The following is a 19,066-nucleotide window of genomic DNA, read 5'->3' as shown; positions in this document are numbered from 1 at the left end:
CACGGCACGCGAGATGCTTCGGCTGCGCTCAGCAGGACGTTCTGTTTTGCTAGGAGCCAAGCACCAGCCGCCCATCGGCCGCGTACGCCAGCTCGCCCCGGTCCACCATTTCCCGCAGGGCAGCTGTAATGGCCGCCGCATCCTTGGGCGGAAACGCAGCCAGCAACTCACGCGGAGAGCGTGCTGCCTGACGAATATGCTGCAACAACGGCTCTCGAAGTGAGGGCGCCTGCTCGGTTGTTTGAGCGGCTTTCTTCTCGGCCAGGCAGATGTCGCACACGCCGCAGCGGGCCGGGTCGGCCTCATCAAAATAGGTGAGCAGCAGAATCTGGCGGCAGCGCGTGCCGCTCAGGTACTGGGCCACGGCGGTGGTTTTGGCGCGGGCCAGGTCGCGGGCCGCGGTCATCTTCACCTGGTCGAGGGGCAGCTTGGCGGCATCGAAGCGCGGCGTGGTGAAGAGGGCCTGCGGCGACTCTTGCCGGGGCTGGTAGTGCAGAATACCGGCCGTGTGCAGGTAGCGCAGCTGCTGGCGCACCTCCACCACGCTGCGGCGCAGGTGCGTAGCCAGCGCATTTTCCGAAATCGTCTGGAAGTCGGCAAACAGCTCGCCGCCATGCAGCCGTAGCAGGGCTTTTATCAGCAAATCATGCTGCGCGTTGGCCACCTGGAAGGCGTACAAATCCTGATGGTTTATAATCAAATGCACCCGCGCCGGCTGATTCACGGCCTCATTGAGCTGCACGAAGCCTTCGCGCTGCAAAATCTTCAGCGAATTGTGGGCGTCCACGGCCTTGATGCGGTAGGTTTCGGCAAACTGCTGCATGTCGAACTCGAACGCCGCCAATTCGCCCCCGCCTACCGCCGTGCGCGAGTAGTTGGCCAGCGCCTGGTACACACGTTTCACGGTGTCGAGGGGCGGAAACGACTGGTTGGTGCGGCGGCGCAACTCGTCGGCATCGTTGGGCCCGGCCAGCAGCACGGCGAAGGCGAAGAGGTTATCGCGCCCGGCGCGGCCGGCTTCCTGGTAGTAGGCCTCCAGAGTATCGGGCGCGTCGAGGTGCACCACGAGGCGCACATCGGGCTTGTCAATGCCCATGCCGAAAGCGTTGGTGGCCACCATGAGCCGGACTTTGTTGGCAATCCAATCCTGCTGCACCTGGGTGCGCTTTTCCGGGGGCAGGCCCGCGTGGTAGGCCGCCGCCGCAAACTTGTGCTGTTGCAGGAAAGCCGCCGTGTCCTCTGTCTGCCGCCGCGTGCGAGCGTACACGATGCCGGTTTTGTCGGGGCCCACGCCGCGCACCACTTCCAACAGCTGGCGCAGTTTGTCTTCCGTGTGCAGCACCGAATACGACAGCTTAGGACGCGCAAAGCTCTGCCGAAACACCTGGCCGCTGGTCCCAAACTTCAGCTTCTCCACAATGTCGGCCTGCACCTGGGCCGTAGCCGTGGCCGTGAGGGCAATAACCGGCGTGCCGGCCGGCAGCTTCTCCCGCAGCTCGGCAATGCGCAGGTAGGGCGGCCGAAAATCGTAGCCCCATTGCGAGAGGCAGTGCGCCTCGTCCACGGCCAGCAGGCCCACGTTCATCTTCGCCACCCGCACCTGAAACAACTCCGTGAGCAGCCGTTCCGGCGATACGTACAGGAACTTCACGCTGCGGCCGTACACACAGTTGTCCAGCGCGTGGTCGATTTCCTGATGGCTCATGCCCGCGTAAATGGCCTCCGCTTTCAGCCCGCGCTTGCGTAGGTTGTCCACCTGGTCCTTCATCAGGGCAATGAGCGGCGATACCACAAGGCAGATGCCCGGCCGCGCCAGCGCCGGCACCTGGAAGCAGATGCTCTTACCGCCGCCGGTGGGCAGCAGCGCCAGCGTATCGTGCCCCGCCAACACCGAGTTGATGATTTCCTCCTGCCCCGGCCGAAATTTCTCGTGTCCCCAATGCGCACGCAGCAGGGCCAATGGCGAAATTTCGGTAGGGGAGGAGGGCATGGGGCGAAGATACTGCCTCGCCTTTAGGCGCCAGTGGCTTTCCTTTGAGCGAAGCTGTGCGCTGTTCTAATCAACGAAGAAGCCAGCGCAACGTGTTGGGGAGCAGTGCAGAAAACGCAAGCCTAATTTGCAGCTCGTGAATTTAGAAAAATGAATGGTTTTTGAACCCAATCTGGACAATAAGGACGCTTCGCCAGGCTGGAAGGCTCTCTAGAACAGATTTAGAGTTAGTATACATGCGACACCATGTCGGGGCGGGGCCTGCCCCCGCCCGTCGTTGCACGGAATCGTTGAAACGGCGCCACTAGCCGGGCGGGGGCAGGCCCCGCCCCGACAGTCACTGACTTCGAAAGCGCGGTAGGCAGCGGTTTGCTGAAAGGACGCCTATGCTGGGGGCGTGGGGCTCCGCGTCCTTTAATCCAGCCAGATGAGCGGATTGCGCACCGGCAAGTTGCGCACCACTTCGGGCACTTGCGGCGCGTGTTCCAGGCGCTGCCAGGTAGCCAGCCACGCAGCGTTGTTGAATTGCACCGCGCCGAACACCAAGAAGGGCTGCGCCACGGGCCAGTTTTCCCAATACATCACGTCTTTGGGAAAGGGCCAGGTGGTTTTGTCGGCCACGTAGGGGTACAGAAATTCGATGCCCTTGCGGATGCTGCGGCCGTCGGGGGTGTGGTAGGCCCAGAGGTTGTCGGTGGGAGTGGTCAGCATCTGGCAGAGCATGGTCAGGGCATCGAGGTTGAACAAAGAGTAGCCGTAAGGCTTGGTGCGCTTGGTTTCGAGCGGGAAGCTGCCGTCGGGGGCCATCTGGGTGGGCAGGTGCACGGTTTTGTAGCGGGTGCGGCAGAGGGCCAGCAGCTCCTGGTTAGCCGTAAGGCGGGCGAAGGCGGCCACCTGCATGGTCCAGCAGGTGCCGTGGTTGTTGGCCGCGTTCATTTCCTCCCGGGCGTTGGGGTGCGTGGTGAGCCAGGTCAGGTACTGGCCGAACCAGTTTTTGATGCCGGCCAGGTCGTTTTTACCGAAGCCTTTTGCCGCCTGCATCACCAGCACGCCCTGGGCCACCTCCATCAGCTGAATGGTGTCGATGATGCCGATGCCGCGCCCGGTGAAGCGGCCCGAAATGGCCTGGGCGTAGAGCAGCGAGGGGTTCATCAGCGTCTGGGCATCCGTGAACCAGGCGCGCAGGTGCACCAGCGCGTGGCGCACGTACTTTTCGTCGCCCGTTAGCTTGTACGCCGAAGCCAGCGCCCCCACCACGCGGCTGAACCGAATCATGGCCAGGCGGTGGGCCGTGAAGTTGTCGGGGTTGGTCAGGCCATCTTTTTGGATGTAGGGGCCGCCGGGGTTCTGCGGGTCGGGCCACCAGTAGTCGCCTTCGGAGAAGAAGTCGTGCGGGCCGCCCGCGCTGCGCGGCGAGGTGCTGGCCGTGACCGTCACGGGCGCCTGCTGCAGGGCCCAGGCGGCTTCTTTTAGCACGTAGGCGCGCAGGGTGCGCGTGGCTTCCTGCTGCAGCTTGCGGGCAGGCGGCGTAGCGGCGGCTTGCGTAGCGGTGAAGAGCAGCATCAACAGCAGAGCGGTTATTCGAGGTAGCATGTGTTCAAAAAATTATTCGGCTTGAAACGTCATGCTGAGCTGGTCGAAGCATCTCTCCCGCGCCATCTGTCATCCTGAGCAAAGCGAAGGACCTTCTCACGTCCGGGCTATTTAGCTGGCGTGATAAGATGCTTCCTTCGTCAGCATGACAAGAGGCGCGGGAGGGATGCTTCGACCAGCTCAGCATGACGTTCTGTTTTTATTCAGCAGGAAGCCCCAAGGCCTTACCGCACCGTGCCGATGCTGCGGTGCGTGAAGGACGTGAAGCCCAGGAAGGTTTTGTCGCCTGACACGCCGTAGGGGTCCTGGCGGTCGCGCAGCGAGGCCAGCTTGGCGGTGCCGTAGTAGTTGTAAGCGGTTTCGATGCCCGGGAAAATCTGGCTGCCGCTGCAGTTGCGGGTATAGCTGCCGGCCTCGGCGTCTTCAAACTTGTTCCAGCCGTTTTTGATGAGCTGGGTATTTGCTTCGTACAGGGCCGTGTTGCCCTGGATGCGGGCCGTTTCGGCGGCGTAGGTCATGGCCGTGAGGGTGTATTGCGGGTGCACGCAGTCGCGGTCGCGCAGCTCCTTAATGGCCCCGTCGGAGTACACCAGCTGCGGCATGATTTGCAGCAGGTAGTCGTAGCCCGAGTCGTACACGGCCGTGCTGTTGAACCACACGCCCAGGGCCATTTTGGCGTAGCAGTACGAAGCCTGCCAGTTATTGATGTCGCTGATGGCGCCGGGCACGTTGTTGACGTAGTTGTTTTTGAGGTTGTTCAGGAAATCCGAAAACTTGGCTACGTCCGTCGACGACCAGCCTGCGCCCGCCCCATTCACCTGGTAGTAGCGGATAATCTCGGCCGCGGCCACGAAAGTGGGTGCCACCCAGGAGGCTTCCAGGTAAGTCTGGCGGAACTCAGTGGGGCCGTTTGGTCCGTCGGCGGTCGAATAACGCTGGAAATTATAAGCGTAGCCGTTCAGAATTTGCTTGGCCTGGCCGGCGTAGGTGGCGTTGCCGGTTTTCGCCCAACGCAGGGCGCAGGCATAGGCCAGAATGCAATCGCGCCGAATCTGGTCTTCGGTGGGGCTGCCGGCTCCGGCCACCGCATACACCACCGCCGGAAACGACGTGGGCACCGGGTACTGGTTCATGTAGTCGACCACCTTGTTGTAGCCGGCCGTGCGCGTGGCGTCGCCGGCGTTGGCTTGCGAGGCCACTAAGTCCAGGCTGGCCGCGCTGACCACCACGCCGGGGTGGCGGAAGGTGGTGATGGTGGAATCGGCCGTCTTGGTTTCGTTGGTGTCGGGCGCGGCCGCGGTTTTTTTCTGGCAGCTGCTGAGCAAGGCGATGGCAGCCAAACCCAAGCGGGCAAGGCGCGGTAGAGCGGTAAAATGCGTCATGGTTTTCATGGGAATTGACGGATGGAAACGATGATTTTCAGGCAGCTCCGGGAGTTAGGCCATCCTCTGGGAGCGGCATAAAAGTAGACGCTTCCCACCCCGAAAAGTGACGCACAAGCCAGGTTTATTTACGGAACCGTTTGCGTAAGAATGCGTGATTTGTTGTTTGATTTTTAGTTAGTTAACTAATAAAAATATCGTCATGCAGAGCGTAGCGAAGCATCTCGCGTGCAATGGTAAATCAATCGTCAATCAGATTTGATTACTACTACACGCGAGATGCTTCGCTGCGCTCTGCATGACGGTTCTTATGATTCGCTCACAAGTTCAAAAAAGCTGTTTCTATTCCCTCCGAAGCCACACTGGCTACGCTGCGCAGGCCGTTGGTCTTCACCCGGATGATGGCGCGGCCGTTGTAGGCCTGCACCTTGCGCGAGCCGCTGCTGGTGCCCAGGTCATCGAGCATCACGCCGCCCCCCACCAGCCCGAACCGCACCCAATTGGCCGCGTCCAGGCACGGCACGCCCTGGGCGTCGAACAGCTTCACTTCGAGGGTGGCAATGCCGTTGGTTTCGCCGGTTCTTTCCAGCGTGAGCTTGGCGGGCTTGCCCCATTTGGCGGTTTGGTAGCGCTGGGAAAGTTGGTCCTGCACGGTGGCTTTGCCTTTGCGGGCCACGGCGCGGAACGTGTTTGCGCCCTCGTTCAGCGCCACCAGCCAGCGCAGGCCGGCGGCCGGAAAGTCCTGGCTGTTGCGCTTCCTGATGCCCTGGCTTTGCCCGTTCACGAATAGCTCCACTTCGTCGGCGTTGGAGTACACTTTCACCATCTTTTTTTCGCCGGCCTCGCCCCAGCGCACCGGCCAGGAATGGCCGTAGATGTGCACCATGGGCGCCGTGGTCCAGTAGGATTGGAAGACGTAGAAGGCCTCCTTGGGCGTGAAGTCGCGCTCCACCACGCCCTTCTGGTTCATGTAGGGAATGGGGTTGTCGGGGCGCACGGGCGTGGAGAAATCCTTGAACGGCCAGTAGGCCGCACCGCTCAGCCAGGGCATGGTTTCCTGCTCCTTGAGGTGCCAGTCCACGAGGTTGCAGAGGTAGCTTTCGCTCCAGTCGCCGTCCTTCGACACGCGGGCGCTGCCGCCGAACAGGGAGGCGTCGCCGGCCCGCTCGTCGGCGCCCTGGCCGCGGCTGATTTTGGCCAAGGCGTTGTCGGGGTTTTCGGAGTGGCGGCCGGCGTGGCTGTCGCCGCCCCATTCCACGTGCAGAAAGCGCTTCACGGCCTTGAATTCCTGCTCGCTCACCTGCTTGTAATCGGTGTAGATGCCGCGGTACCAGCCGGCCCAGATGGAGGGCGAATACACATCGGGGATGTCTTTGCAGAAATCGCAGCGCCGGATGGCGGTGTAACGCGCGGGGTCGAGCTGGTGCGCCAGGTCGTTCAGTGACTTCATATAGGTCCGGATTTTCTCCTTGTCGAACTCCGGAAAGTCGCCGGGCCAGTCGTTCTCGTTGCCCAAGCCCCAGATGAGGATGGCCGGGTGGTTGTAGTGCTGCTGAATCAGGTTGCGCAGCATGCGGCGGCCCTGGCTTTGGTACACCTCGCCGCCCAGCCCGCCCCGGCACCAGGGGATTTCTTCCCACACCGTGATGCCCAGCGAGTCGCACAGGTTCAGCACGATGCGCGACTGCTGGTAGTGGCCCAGCCGGATGAAGTTGACGCCCATGGTCTTCATCAGCCGCATTTCCTGCCGAATCTGGGGCTCGGTCATGGCGGCGGCCACGCCGGCGTGGTCTTCGTGGCGGTGGGTACCGCGCAGCAGCAGGCGCTGCCCATTCAGCAGAAACGGGCCGTGCTCCACAAACTCAATGTTTCGGAAGCCCACCCGCTCGGTTTGCTCGAAGCGTTGGCCACCGGCCGTCACGGTCACCTGCACGGTGTACAACTCGGGGTGCTCGGGCGACCACAGGCGCGGCGCTTTCAGCTTGAATGCCGCCAACTCCTGCTCCCCGCCTTTGATGCCGAGCGAAGTTTGCGACCTGGCTACCAGCTTGCCGCGCGGGTCCAGCAGGCGCACGCTTACTTGCGCAGTGCCGCCCGCGAATGGCTCCCGAAAAAGGCCTTTCAGCATCAGCTGCCCTTGTTTGCCGGCTTTGTCGACTTCGGCTTTGGCCGCCAGGCGCTCCAGCGAAACCGCCGGCTCGTACCGCAAATTCAGGTAGCGGTAGAGGCCGCCGTACACGTTGAAATCCGACAAGTCAGAAGGCATCATCTCCAGGTCGCGGGAGTTGTCACAGCGAATGGAGAGCGGGATTTTGCCCTTGAATTGGGTTTTGAAGGCGTCGGTTTTCTGAAAGTCGGCCACCGCCTGGGTGATGTCCACGGTCCATTCGTCGTAGCCGCCCACGTGGCTGCCCACCTCAGTGGTGTTGATGAACACGCGGGTTTTCTGGCCGGCACCCTCGAAATGCAGCAGGGTGCGGCCGTTGGCGTAGGGGTTTTGCACGGTGAGCTGGGAGCGGTACCAGCCGGGGCCCTGGTAGTAGTTCACGTCGGGGTCCACGGCGTCGCGGGCGTTGAAGCAGTGCGGCAGCGTCACGGGTTCCCACAGGGGCACGCTTTCGGGGTTGCCGGCCACCACGGGGCGCACGGCTTCCCACACGCCGCCCAGGTCCTGGCGCACAAATTCCCAGCCGGCGTTCAGGCGGGTGCTTTGCTGCGCGGCCAATGGGCGGCCAAGGCCGCTAAGCAGCAACAGCAGCAGGGCATATGCGGTAATGGCCTTTTTCATCATTTTGAGTTATCTAAAACGTCATGCCGAGCGCAGCCGAGGCATCTCGCGTGCCGCCACTAATTCATTGAATACTGCTGCACGCGGGATGCCTCGGCTGCGCTCGGCATGACGGGCTTGTTGCAATCATTTTTATCACTCCACCCGCTTTATCTGGATGCCATTCAGCACGGCCTCGCCGGACGCAGCTTTGAAATCGACCACGATGCCTTGCCCGCGCCGCACGCTCACCGGAAACTTGAAGCTGGTGGCCTGCAGCGGCGTGAGGTAGTTATCAGCTCCCAGGCCCGGCAGCACCACTTGGCCATTCAGCAGCACATCGAAGCGGCGGCTGGCGGCTGGTGCAGGCGCGGCGGCGTCGTTTTTGGCGAGGTTGTACACGAGCTGTTCGGTGGGCGGGGCGGCTTCCAGCTCGGCAAAGTGCAGGGTTACTTCGTAGTCGCCGGCCGGCACATCGGCCCGAAACTGGCTGAGGCCCATGCGCTGCGTTTCGTAGAGCGCATCGTACTCGGTGCCGAGGACGTTGCGGTCGGAGCCGTAGGGCAGGCGGCCGGTGCCGGGCAGCACAAAGGGGTGGCCGCCCACGTAGCCCCAGCCGCCGGGCGTGTAAGCTTGCTCCGGCATCCACACCTGGTGCAGCCGGGCATCGGTGAAGATGCGCTGGTCGCCCAGGCTCACGTTGAGCTCGGTGAAGGGCAGCTTGTCAGACGCCAGGTTGGTTGGCAGGAGTTGAAACTCTATGTCGGCGTGGTCGAGGGGAGCCGTGCCGGCGCGAGCCGTGAGCTGGTTTGTTCCGGGGCCGAACGGCACCGTGAAGCGCACCACGCCGAACTCGGCCGGGCGCATCCCCAGCGACTGGCCATTGAGCAGCAGCTCGGCGCTGGGCTGGTTGGTGTACACTTCCACGGGTTGGCGGCAGTACAACGAATCCGGGCCGGCGGCGGTGCCGCTGCGCAGGTTCCAGCCGCGGGAGCCAATGCGCACGAAGGGCGTTTTCAGCAGGTGGGCCTGGTAAAACAGGTAGGCGTCCTTGGGCTGGCGGTCGGCCGTAAGCAGGCTTTTGTTGTTGATGTGCGGCACGGCTTCCTGCCGGGTTTCGGAGTTGAACTCGGCCAGGTTCCACACGGTGCTGCCCGCCACGAAGGGCCGAGCCAGAATTTCCTTGAGGTAAAACTGGTGGTAGACGTTGGCGTACTCCATCGTCTTGTCGAAGCGCTGCGGCTTGAAGGCGTGCAAGCGCGCGTCGGAGTCGGCGCCGTACTCGGTCACCAGCAGGGGCTTGTCGGGCAGCTCGCGGCGGTGGCGGTCCAGGAAATCGGGGAAGCCCTGCAGGCCCGCCGAATACCAGCCGGGGTACAGGTTCCAGCCGACCAACATGGGGATTTTGGTGAGGCCGGCCTGCTGGTACAACTCAAAAGCGCCGTGGTTGGCCAGCATGGTGTAGCGGGCCGGGTCTTCGCGCCGGGTGAGGGTTTCCAGCTCTTGCGCTAGGGCGGCCACGCGGCCCAGGTAGGCTTTGCCGGCCTCGTTGTCTTTGGTGAGGCCCGTGGGCAGGCGCAGCAGCACCTCGTTCATGTAGGCCCAAATGATGACGCTGGGGTGGTTGTGCCCCTGCCGAATCATCTCTGTTTGCATGTTCCGGCAGTTCTCAAAGAAGGCCGGCGAGTCGGTGATGGCGTTTACCACCGGAATTTCTACCGAGGCCAGGATGCCCAGCCGGTCGCAAGCGGCGAGCACGGCGGGGTCCTGCGGGTAGTGCGACACGCGCAGGAAGTTGCCGCCCATCTGCTTCAGCAGCTGCACGTCGCGCTCGGCCAAGGCATCGGGTAGGGCATTGCCCAAGCCGGGAAAGTCCTGGTGCCGGTTGGTGCCAATGAGCTTGAGTGACTGGCCATTCAGGTGGAAGCCCGTGGCGGCATCGAAGCGAAACCAGCGCAGGCCCAGGGGGCTACTCACGGCATCGAGCGGCTCGGTGCGGCCGGCCTCGTGCACGGTGGTGTTCACGTGATACAAATACGGGTCGGTGGGCGACCACAGGTGCGGTTTTTTCAGGCCGGCAAACGCCTGCTTGAACGCGTGCTTTTCTCCTGCCGCCAGCGTGAGGCTGCTGTACTGCTGGGCCACGGCGCGGCCTTCGCGGTCGGTCAGCTCCGTCACAATGGTGAGGCGCTGGCGGGACGCGCCCTCGTTAGCCACTGTGCCGCTCACAGCAACTTCAGCGGTTTCGGCGGAGACTTTCGGCGTGGTCACGTACACGCCGCTGGAGGCGTGGTCGTCAAGCGCGAGGTGGACGGGGCTAGCCGCCACCAGGTACACGTCGCGGTAGAGGCCGCCGTAGAACGTGAAGTCGGCGGAAAGCGGCGGCAGGTCGGGATTGTGGCTGTTATCGACTTTGACCACCACCTCATTCACCGCCGCTTGGCCAAACTTCAGCCACTGACTGATGGAAAAGCGGAAAGCCGTGTAGCCGCCGGCGTGGCGGCCGGCCAGCTGGCCGTTCACGTACACCTCAGCCGCTTGGCCCGCGCCCTCAAAGTGTAGGTACACCCGGCGGCTTTGCCAGTCGGCGGGCACGTGCAGGGCCTTCTTGTACCAGCCCACGCCGCGGTAGTAGCCGGGCTCGTCGTCCAGCACGTCGGCCGCGTTCCAGGTGTGGGGCAGCGAGATTTTGTCCCAACCTGCCGCCGCCGGGGTTTTGGCGAAATCGGTGCCGTCGGCTTTGCGGAAGAGCCAGTTAGCGTTGATGGACTGCACCACGCGCTGCGCCGCGGCCGGCCGGGCCAGGAAACTGAGAAACAGCAGTAGCGCACAGGTGGCGAACCTCCCCCCCGGCCCCTCTCCCCAGGAGAGGGGAGCCTGACGATTTAAGCCGCGCCGCCGTGGCCCCCCTCTCTTGGGGAGAGGGGCCAGGGGTGAGGTGCCCCGCCCGTGCCGGCTATCAAGATAATGAAGACCATTCATGGGCCGAATTAAACACCGCCGAAGATGGAAAAGCCGCCATCCACGCAAATCATGGACCCCGTTACGAAGCGCGAGGCGTCGCTCAGCAGCCACACCAGGGCGCCTTTCAATTCGTCGGGCTGGCCGAAACGCTTGAAGGGCGTTTGCCGAATCACGAGTTCGCCGCGGGGCGTGAAGCCACCTTCGGGCGTAGTGAGCAGGCTCCGGTTTTGCTCGGTGAGAAAGAAGCCGGGGGCCAGCGCGTTCATGCGCAGGCGGTCGCCGTAGCGGTTGGCCATTTCCACGGCAAACCACTGGTTGTAGCAGTCCACGGCGGCCTTGCCCATGTTGTAGCCCAGCACTTTGGTAATGGCGCGCTTCGAGTTCATCGACGAGATGTTGACGATGCTGCCCGCGCCCGACTCGGCAATGGCCGGCCCGAACACCTGCGTGGGCAGCAGCGTGCCCCACACGTTGAGCTCCATCACGCGGCGCATGCCGGCCAGGTCCATCTCGAATACGTCGGTGTCAGGCGCCAGCACGCCGTCGGGGCCATTGCCGCCGGCGGCATTCACCAAGCCGTCTAGTTGGCCGAAGGTGTTCATCATCAAATCGCAGGCGGCTTGCAGCTGGGCTTCGTTCAGCACATCGGCTATCAGGGGCAAGGCGCGGCCGCCCTGCGCGTTGATGGCCGCGGCGCGGCCTTCGGCCAAGGCGGCGTTGCGGCCCAGGATGCCCACGGCACCGCCCGCTTCCACAATGCCCGCCAGGAAGGCATCGCCGAGGATGCCGGTGCCGCCCGTCACGACGATGACCTTGTTCTGGAGGGAAAAGCGGTTGGCCACGGGGGCTAGTTGAGGGTCAGCTGGGCGTAGTTCTGGTAGCGCCATAAGGCTTCGAGGTAGTAATAGTCGGCGTAGATGAGCGGGGCGTCCACTTCGGAGTTGGCCGGCTTGTTGCCGGTGCTGTGTTTCAGCAGGAAGTAATTGTTGGTGCCGGCCGCAGCCAGGTACTGGGGCATGCTCAGGCTGGCAAGAATGGCCGTGGCAGCGCCGAAATACGGGTTTTTCCTGGGCGCGTACTTGCTCAGCTCCAGCATGCCGGAAGCAGCGGCGGCGGCGGCCGAAGCATCGCGGGGCGCATTGGGAATGTCGGGCGCGTTGAAGTCCCAGTACGGAATGTGGTCCGGAACCTTGCTGGTTTGCTGCAGGAAATAGTCGGCCGCGTGCATGGCGGCCTGCAGGAACTTGGGGTTCTTGGTTTCGCGGTACACCATGGTGTAGCCGTATATGGCCCAGGCCTGGCCCCGCGCCCAGCACGAGTTGTCGGCGTAGCCCTGGTGGGTCACGGCGGTGAGCAGCTTGCCTTTCACCGGGTCGAAGTTCAGCACGTGGTAGGTGCTGAAGTCGCGCCGAAAACGGTATTTCAGGTCGGTAGCCGCGTGGGTTTTGGCAATATGGGCGTAGGTGGTATCGCCGCTCAGCTTGCTGGCTGCAAACAGCAGTTCCAGGTTCAGGAGGTTGTCCACGATAACCGGGTAGGCCCACACCTCGGCGTGGTGGTCCCAAGAGCGAATGGCCCCTACTTTGGGGTTGAAGCGCTTGGCCAGGGTGGCAGCGGCCTGCAGCAGCACCTCGCGGTACTTCGGGTTTTTCGTGATGGCGTAGCCCTGGCCGTAGGAGTTGTTCAGGATGAAGCCGAGGTCGTGGGTAGTGGTCACGTTCTTCTCGGCGTCCAGCGTCTCGGTCCAGGCGGCGGCGCGGCGCGGCCACCGGGGCTGGCCGCTCAGCCGGGCCAGGTACCACAGGTTGCCGGCAAAAAAGCCGCTGGTCCAGTTGCGCGAGGTGGTGAGCAGGATGCTGCCGTCCTCGTTGTTGCTGCGCGGGTGCAGGGTGCTGTCGGGGTACTGGCGCAGGTAGGCGGCGTACTGGGCTTCGGCCCGGGCCACCACGGCGGCCACCGGCACCACGGGCTTAGCGGCCGGTTTCGGCTGGGCCCGCAGGAAGCCAACCGTCAGGCCAAGCAGTGCCACGGGGAGAGCGAGAAAATGCTTCTTCATCAGTAAGCCCACGGCACGGGGGTGAAGTCTGGGTGGTGGGCAAATACTTCGTTCGCCTGCAGGTCGGGGTAGGCGCGGGCAGCCTGGGCGAAAGCGTCGAGGGCCAACGCGTTGGAGGTGCCGGCCACGTCGGCTTTAGCCATCTTTTTTTCGCCCAGCAGGTAGGGCCGGAACCACTCCACGGCCGGGCGCAGGCCGCGGCCGTCGGGGGTGGTGTAGTGCCAGAGGTCGAGGCCGACGTGCGGGGCCATCAGGGCCAGGCGCACCCAGCCTTGCAGGTTCATGCTCACGTAGTTCCAGGGGCGGGTGCGGGCCAGTTCCAGGGGCTGGGCGCCGTCGGGGGCCAGCTGCACGGCCACGCGGGGCCAGGTTTGTTGCTGCAGGATGCGTTTGGCCAGGGCGTCGTCGCCGGTGAAGAGGGCAAAATCGACTACCTGCGTGTCGTAGAAGGTGCCGTGGTTGTTCTTGGCCTGGCCTTCGGGCAGCGCAATGGGGCTGGTGGTAAGCCAGGTGTTGAAGGCTTTAAACCAGGTTTTCAAGCCCGAAGTCAAGTAGGCATCTACGCTTTTGCTGCCGTTCATCAGCGCCAGCGCTTCCGGGATATTCACCAGATGCCGCGTTTCGATGATGCCGAAATTCCGGCCCGAATTGATACCCGGAATGCCCTGCCCGAAGTTCAGATTGGGGTTCATGCGGGTGGCGGGCTCGAGAAAGAACGTGCGCAGCTGGCGCGTGGCCTGCTGCGCGTATTTCTCCTCGCCCGAGAAATAGTAGGCCAGACTCAGCGCCTGCACGTCGGTGCAGAGCTTGCTCAGCGTCTCGCTGTCTTTCATGGCCTCGGCTTCGGGGTTGTGCAGGCCGTCTTTCTGGATGTAGGGCAGGCCGTTGGGCTTGCTGGGGTCGGGCCACCAGTAGGGCGCCTGCGAGATGTAGTCGTGCTTGTCGCCGCTGGGGGGCGTCTGGGGCTTGGTGGCAATGGTGTACGGCGCGGTTTTCAGGGCGCGGTCGGCCCGGCCCAGCAGGCTTTTCACCTGCGCGGCTTCGGGCTGGTGGCCGGCTTTGTAGGCCGTTTTGTAGGCGGCCATCGCAGCCGGGTCGAGCAGGATGAACGCCGCCGGCGCGGCGGTTGCAGCCGCCCGCGCCGGTGCGCTCATCACCCACCACAGCGTTAGGAAAAAAAGGAAAGGACGCATTGGGTATTACTGAATTGATTGGTTTCTTAAACGGCGCTAACGTGGCGCCTCACCCCCGGCCCCTCTCCGAAAAGGAGAGGGGTGCCAGCCGATTCCGTTTAGTGCAAGTCCGGTGCCCCCTCTCCTTTTCGGAGAGGGGGTCAGGGGGTGAGGCGCCCACGTCCGCCCCGTTTGAGTCAGTAGAAGGACTTAGTTATACCCCGGGTTCTGGGTCAGGTTCGGGTTCAGCTGCAGCTCGGGCTGCGGAATGGGAAACAGTACGTAGCGCGGGTCGACGGTGCGGTTGAAGATGGCGCGCTCGCGCTCGAAGAGGCGGCTCAGGCGCACGAGGTCGAACCAGCGGTGGCCTTCCTGGCACAGCTCCCAGCCCCGCTCGCGCAGCAGCATGTCCACGAAGGCATCTTTGGTGGTGGTGCGGGTGGGGGCCCACTGCGCGATGCCGGCCCGCTGGCGCACTTTGTTGTAGCCGTCGTATTTCAGCGGGTCGTTGGGGTTGAGGGCGTTGCGGGCTTCCGATTGCAGCAGCAGCACGTCGGCGTAGCGCGTGATGAGGTAGTTGCAGCGCGAGTCGTTGATGATGCGCTTGTCGTCGCGGAATTTGTTGAAGTAGTAGCGGGCCAGCGTGGTGGTGCCGGCCATGTTGCTGATGTTCCAGGCGCGGCGCAAGTCGTTGGCGCGGTAGGAGCGCACGAGGCTGTCTTCCACCGTGAAGGTGCCCAGGCCAGCCAGCTGCGAGGGCAAAAACTGCCGCACGATGATGCTGCCCGTGTTCGGCGGCAGGTCGAACTGAATGCTAAAGATGTGCTCGGGCCCGTTTTCCTTGTCGGGGTTGAATACGTCGCCGTACACCGGCAGCAGCTGGTACACGTTCGAGTTGATGACGCGGTTGCAGGCGTCGAGGGCGCTCTGGTTGTCGCCGGGCTGGGCGGCGGTGGTCGTGGCGCGGGTCAGGTATACCTTGGCCAGCACGGCCGCCGCCGCGCCGCTCGATACGCGGCCCTTTTCGCCGGCCGCAATCCGGTCTTCACGGTAGCAGTTGGCTTCGGCAAACGTCAGGTCGTCGATAATCTGCTGGTATACCTGCGCCAGGGGCGTGCGGCTGGGCCGCAAATCGTCGGCCGGCCCCTTCACGGTGGCCGTAATCAGGGGCACGTCGCCGAAACAGCGCACCAAGTCGAAGTAACCCTGGGCGCGCAGAAAGCGGGCGTTGCCGATGATGTTGGCCTTGCGCGTGGCGTCCATTGCGATGGCCGGCACCTTCTCAATCACGTCGTTGGCCCGGTTTATCATCCGGTACGAGTTGGTCCACCAGCTGTTGATTTCGGTGTTGGTGGGCGTGTAGGTGAAGCGCGAGAGCTGGGCCCGCTCGTCGGTGCTGGAGCCCACGCGAATCAGCTCGCCGGGCAGCTCCGTGATTTGCCAGCCCGTGCGGCCGTAGTACGTCTGGGGCAGCAGCGCGTTGAACACGCCATTCAGGCCCGCAATGGCGTCACTCTCGTTTTGGTAAAAGTTCTCAGCGGCCAGAAAGTCGGCCGGGTTTTCCTGTAGGAATTTCTCGCAGGCGCCCAGGCTCAGGCCGAGGGCCAGAATGCCGAGCAAAAGGATATTTTTTTTCATCGGGAATTGATGGGAAAGTCGGGAGGATGCGCGACCGGAGGACCTCACCCCCTGACCCCCTCTCCAAAAGAGAGGGGGCACCGGTTTTGCGCAATTAAGAATCTTCAGGCTCCCCTCTCTTTTGGAGAGGGGCCGGGGGTGAGGTTCCCCGGTCGCGCCGCCGGGCGATTAGAACCCCAGCTTCACCCCCGCAATGAAGGTGCGGGTGCTGGGGTAGGCGTTGTAGTCGGTGTTCAAACTCAGGTTGTCGCTGCCGAAGGAGTTCACCTCCGGGTCGTAGCCGGTGTATTTGGTGAACGTCAGCACGTTCTGGCCCGTGATGTACACGCTGGCCGACTTGATGACCTTGCTGAACTTGGGCAGCGTGTAGCCCAGCGTCACCGTTTTCAGGCGCAGGAAGCTGCCGTCCTCCACCACGTCGCTCACGATGCCGGTGCTGCGGCGCAGAGTGCTGCCGGCCCGCGGAATGGTGGTGTTCGTGTTGGTCGGTGTCCAGCGGTTGATGACGGTTTTGAGCTTGTTGGTGGTCGTGATGCCCGATTCCAGCTCGTAGCGGTTCAGGTTGAGCACGTCGTCGCCCTGCACGCCCTGGATGAACACGCTCAGGTTGAAGCCGCCCAGCTTGAAGCCGTTGGTGAAGCCGTAGATGAACTTGGGCTGGGCCCGGCCGATAATCACCCGGTCGTCGGCCGTGATGGCCTTATCGCCATTCTGGTCCACATAGCGCGGGTCGCCGGGGCGGGCGCCGGTCTTGGTGCCGCTGGCCGTAATCTCGTCCTGCGTCTGCCAAATCCCATCGAACTGGTAGCCGAAGAACGTACCGATGGGCTCGCCCACGCGCAGCAAGCTGGTGTTGCCCAGGCCCGAACCCACAAACAGGCTGGAGCTGGAGCTGCCCACGTAGCGCTCGTACTCGCCGTTGAGGTCGAGCACCTTGTTGCGGTTGGCCGAGATGTTGAAGTTCGTGGTCCAGGAAAATTGCTTGCTGTCGATGTTGGTCGTGGTCAGCGCGAATTCCACGCCCTTGTTTTCCACGCTGCCCGCGTTCAGCAAAATGCTGTTGTAGCCGCTGGTGCGGGGCGTCGAAACCTGCAGCAGCAAGTCGCTGGTTTTCTTGTAGTAGGCATCGGCCGTCACCACAATGTGGTTTTGCAAAAAGGCCATGTCGATGCCCACGTTGGAGGCCGCCGTCGACTCCCATTTCAGGTTCGGATTCGGGATGTTCAGCGGTACCAGACCCACCAAACGGGTGCTGCCCGAGGCGTAGGAGCCGGCATCGTAGCGGGCCAGCGACTGGTAGTTGCTGATTTCCTGGTTGCCCGTGATGCCGAAGCCCACCCGCAGCTTCAGGTCGCTCAGGAAGCTCAAATCCTTCATAAACCGCTCGTCAATCAGCCGGTAGGCGAAGGCCGCCGAGGGGAAGTAGCCCCACTTGTTATTGGCCCCGAAGCGCGACGAGCCATCGGCCCGCAGCGTGGCCGTGAACAAAAACCGCTCGAACAGCCGGTAATTCACCCGCCCAAAAAACGAGGCCAGCGAGTTCGACGGCTTGCCCGAGTTGGGCGTGAGCAGGGTGGAAGCCAGGGCCAGGTTGTCGGAGCCCAGCGTGTTGGTGAAGAAGCCGTTGGCCGAGGTGCCGAAGTTGTCGCCGAAGAACTGCTGCTCCGTTACGCCCACCACCACGTTCAACGCGTTGTTCTCGTTGAGCTTCTTGTCGTAGGTCAGCGTATTCTCGTTCAGCCAGCTGTAGCGGTAGGTGGTGCTGCGCGTGGCCGAGCCGTTGGTGAGGCGGCCTAGGAAGATGTCCGAAGGCCGGTACACGTTCACCTGGTTGTTGTTGTAGTCGAAGCCGCCGGTCACGCGGGCCGTCAGGCCGGGGATGATTTCGTAGTTGGCCGCCACGTTGAACAGGCCGCGGGCCGTGGTGCGCTGGTCCTTCACCTTCTCGGCGTAGGCAATGGGGTTGCCCACGTCCTCCACATAGGGCAGGGGGCTGTTGGAATAGGTGAAGGCGCCCGAGGCGTCGCGCACCGGCACCACCGGGCTGATGCGCAGGGCGTCGAGCAGCACGCCGCCGTTGCTGCCGCCCGAGGAGTTCACAAACGCCCGGTTCTCAAACGTGCCGGCCACCTGACTCGAAAAGTTGAAGCTCAGCTTGCTGCCGATTTTCTTGTCGAGGTTCAGCCGCACCGTGGCGCGCTTGAAGCCCGAATTAATCACCACGCCATCCTGGTCAAAATAGTTGAAGCTCAGATTATAGCGCGTCTCTTCGGTGCCGCCGTTGAAGCCCAGCTGGTAGTTACTCATGCGCGCCGGCCGAAACAGCTCCTTCTGCCAGTCGGTGCCCTCGCCCAGCGAGTCAATCTGGCTTTGGCGGTAGGGCGGGGGCAGGGTGGTCGAGCCGGCGTTCACGTCGTTGAGGTACTGCGCAAATTCCTTGGCGTTCATCAAATCGAACTTGTGGCGCACCACCTGCACGCCGGTGTAGCCCTCCAGGCTCACGGTGCCCTTGCCCACTTTGCCCTTTTTGGTGGTGATGAGCACCACGCCGTTGGCTCCGCGCGAGCCGTAAATAGCCGTGGCCGAGGCGTCTTTCAGAATCTCCACGCTCTCGATGTCGCTCGGGTTGATGGAGTTCAAATCGCCCGCGCCGGGGAAGCCGTCCACCACGAACAGCGGCTCGTTGCCGGTGTTGATGGAGTTGGTGCCGCGGATGCGGATGGACACGTTGCCGCCCGGCTCTGAGTTGGTCTGGGTCACCTGCACACCGCTCACGCGGCCCTGCAGAATCTGGTCGGCGCGGGTGATGGGCGTTTCGGCCACCTGCTCGGCCGAGATGGAGGCCACCGAGCCGGTGATGTCGCGCTTGCGCTGCGTGCCGTAGCCCACCACCACCACCTCGTTGAGGCCCTGGCTCTGCTCTTTGAGCTGGATATTCATCGAAGCCGACGTGCCGACCGGCATTTCCACCGACTCAAAGCCGACGAACGAGAACACCAGCGTGCCGGCGCCGTTGGCCGGCACGTTTAGCTCGTACACGCCGTCGGGGTTGGTGGTGCTGCCTGTGGTGGTGCCCTTCAGCAGCACTGATACGCCGGGCAGCGGCGTCTTGTCCGCCGCGTTCAGCACGCGCCCGGACACTTGCCGGGTTTGCGCATGCGCCGCAAACGTTCCCAGGAACGCCAGCAGCAGTAAAATGAGTCGATGTTTTAACATAGTAGGTGGGATTACATGAGTGAGTGAGGGCTCATTTGTTCAGTAAATAAAGAGCCGCCAACTCCGCAAACCGCTCCAGAAAAATGGTTTTTTACGGAATCGTTTACGTGAAAATTATAATTATAATGCTGATTATAAGTTGATTGTGTGATAACAGCCGAAATTGCCGCACCAAAAATGAAGGTGATACCAGGCGTAGAGTTTGGCATTGCAATGGCCGTCTCGGACGTGCATCCTCGAAGCGCTACGACTGCGGCGGACAGTCAAGGGGGCTCAGGCCTTATATTT

10 protein-coding genes are annotated in these 19,066 nt (G+C 62.9%); all 10 read right to left on the bottom strand.

The features are described from left to right. Positions 1 to 49: 49 nt before the first annotated feature. Positions 50 to 1,990: a RecQ family ATP-dependent DNA helicase gene (locus tag JKL48_RS13740; RefSeq protein WP_201983412.1), complete on the bottom strand. Its 1,941-nt coding sequence runs from the start codon at positions 1,988 to 1,990 to the stop codon at positions 50 to 52. A 414-nt stretch (positions 1,991 to 2,404) separates the two neighbouring features. Then, on the bottom strand, positions 2,405 to 3,583 hold the full coding sequence (locus tag JKL48_RS13735; RefSeq protein ID WP_201983409.1) for an alginate lyase family protein: 1,179 nt from the start codon (positions 3,581 to 3,583) through the stop codon (positions 2,405 to 2,407). A 224-nt stretch (positions 3,584 to 3,807) separates the two neighbouring features. Further along, the gene (locus tag JKL48_RS13730; protein ID WP_201983407.1) at positions 3,808 to 4,965 is read right to left on the bottom strand and encodes an alginate lyase family protein; all 1,158 of its coding nucleotides are present in this window, start codon (positions 4,963 to 4,965) and stop codon (positions 3,808 to 3,810) included. Positions 4,966 to 5,284: 319 nt separating this feature from the next. Then, a complete protein-coding gene (locus JKL48_RS13725) occupies positions 5,285 to 7,753 on the bottom strand; it encodes a glycoside hydrolase family 2 protein (RefSeq protein ID WP_236668796.1) in 2,469 nt (822 codons plus the stop codon). Between the two features lie 135 nt (positions 7,754 to 7,888). Continuing rightward, complete coding sequence (locus JKL48_RS13720; RefSeq protein ID WP_236668795.1) at positions 7,889 to 10,714, bottom strand: glycoside hydrolase family 2 TIM barrel-domain containing protein; 2,826 nt, start codon at positions 10,712 to 10,714, stop codon at positions 7,889 to 7,891. Between the two features lie 8 nt (positions 10,715 to 10,722). Further along, positions 10,723 to 11,538 carry an SDR family oxidoreductase gene (locus tag JKL48_RS13715; RefSeq protein WP_201983403.1) on the bottom strand — a complete coding sequence of 272 codons (816 nt, stop codon included), beginning with the start codon at positions 11,536 to 11,538 and terminating at the stop codon, positions 10,723 to 10,725. A gap of 5 nt (positions 11,539 to 11,543) precedes the next feature. Next, entirely contained in the window at positions 11,544 to 12,752 is a 1,209-nt protein-coding gene (locus JKL48_RS13710; protein ID WP_201983402.1) for a glycoside hydrolase family 88 protein, read from the bottom strand. Next, complete coding sequence (locus JKL48_RS13705) at positions 12,752 to 13,945, bottom strand: alginate lyase family protein (protein WP_201983400.1); 1,194 nt, start codon at positions 13,943 to 13,945, stop codon at positions 12,752 to 12,754. The genes JKL48_RS13710 and JKL48_RS13705 overlap by 1 nt, the downstream gene beginning before the upstream one ends. Positions 13,946 to 14,134: 189 nt before the next feature. After that, positions 14,135 to 15,562, bottom strand: a complete 1,428-nt coding sequence (locus tag JKL48_RS13700; protein WP_201983399.1) for a RagB/SusD family nutrient uptake outer membrane protein — start codon at positions 15,560 to 15,562, stop codon at positions 14,135 to 14,137. Positions 15,563 to 15,730: 168 nt separating this feature from the next. Then, positions 15,731 to 18,778: a SusC/RagA family TonB-linked outer membrane protein gene (locus JKL48_RS13695; RefSeq protein ID WP_201983397.1), complete on the bottom strand. Its 3,048-nt coding sequence runs from the start codon at positions 18,776 to 18,778 to the stop codon at positions 15,731 to 15,733. Positions 18,779 to 19,066 lie beyond the last annotated feature (288 nt).

Source organism: Hymenobacter rubidus, assembly GCF_016734815.1.
Lineage (GTDB): Bacteria > Bacteroidota > Bacteroidia > Cytophagales > Hymenobacteraceae > Hymenobacter > Hymenobacter rubidus.
This window is presented reverse-complemented; position numbering and strand designations above follow the sequence as displayed.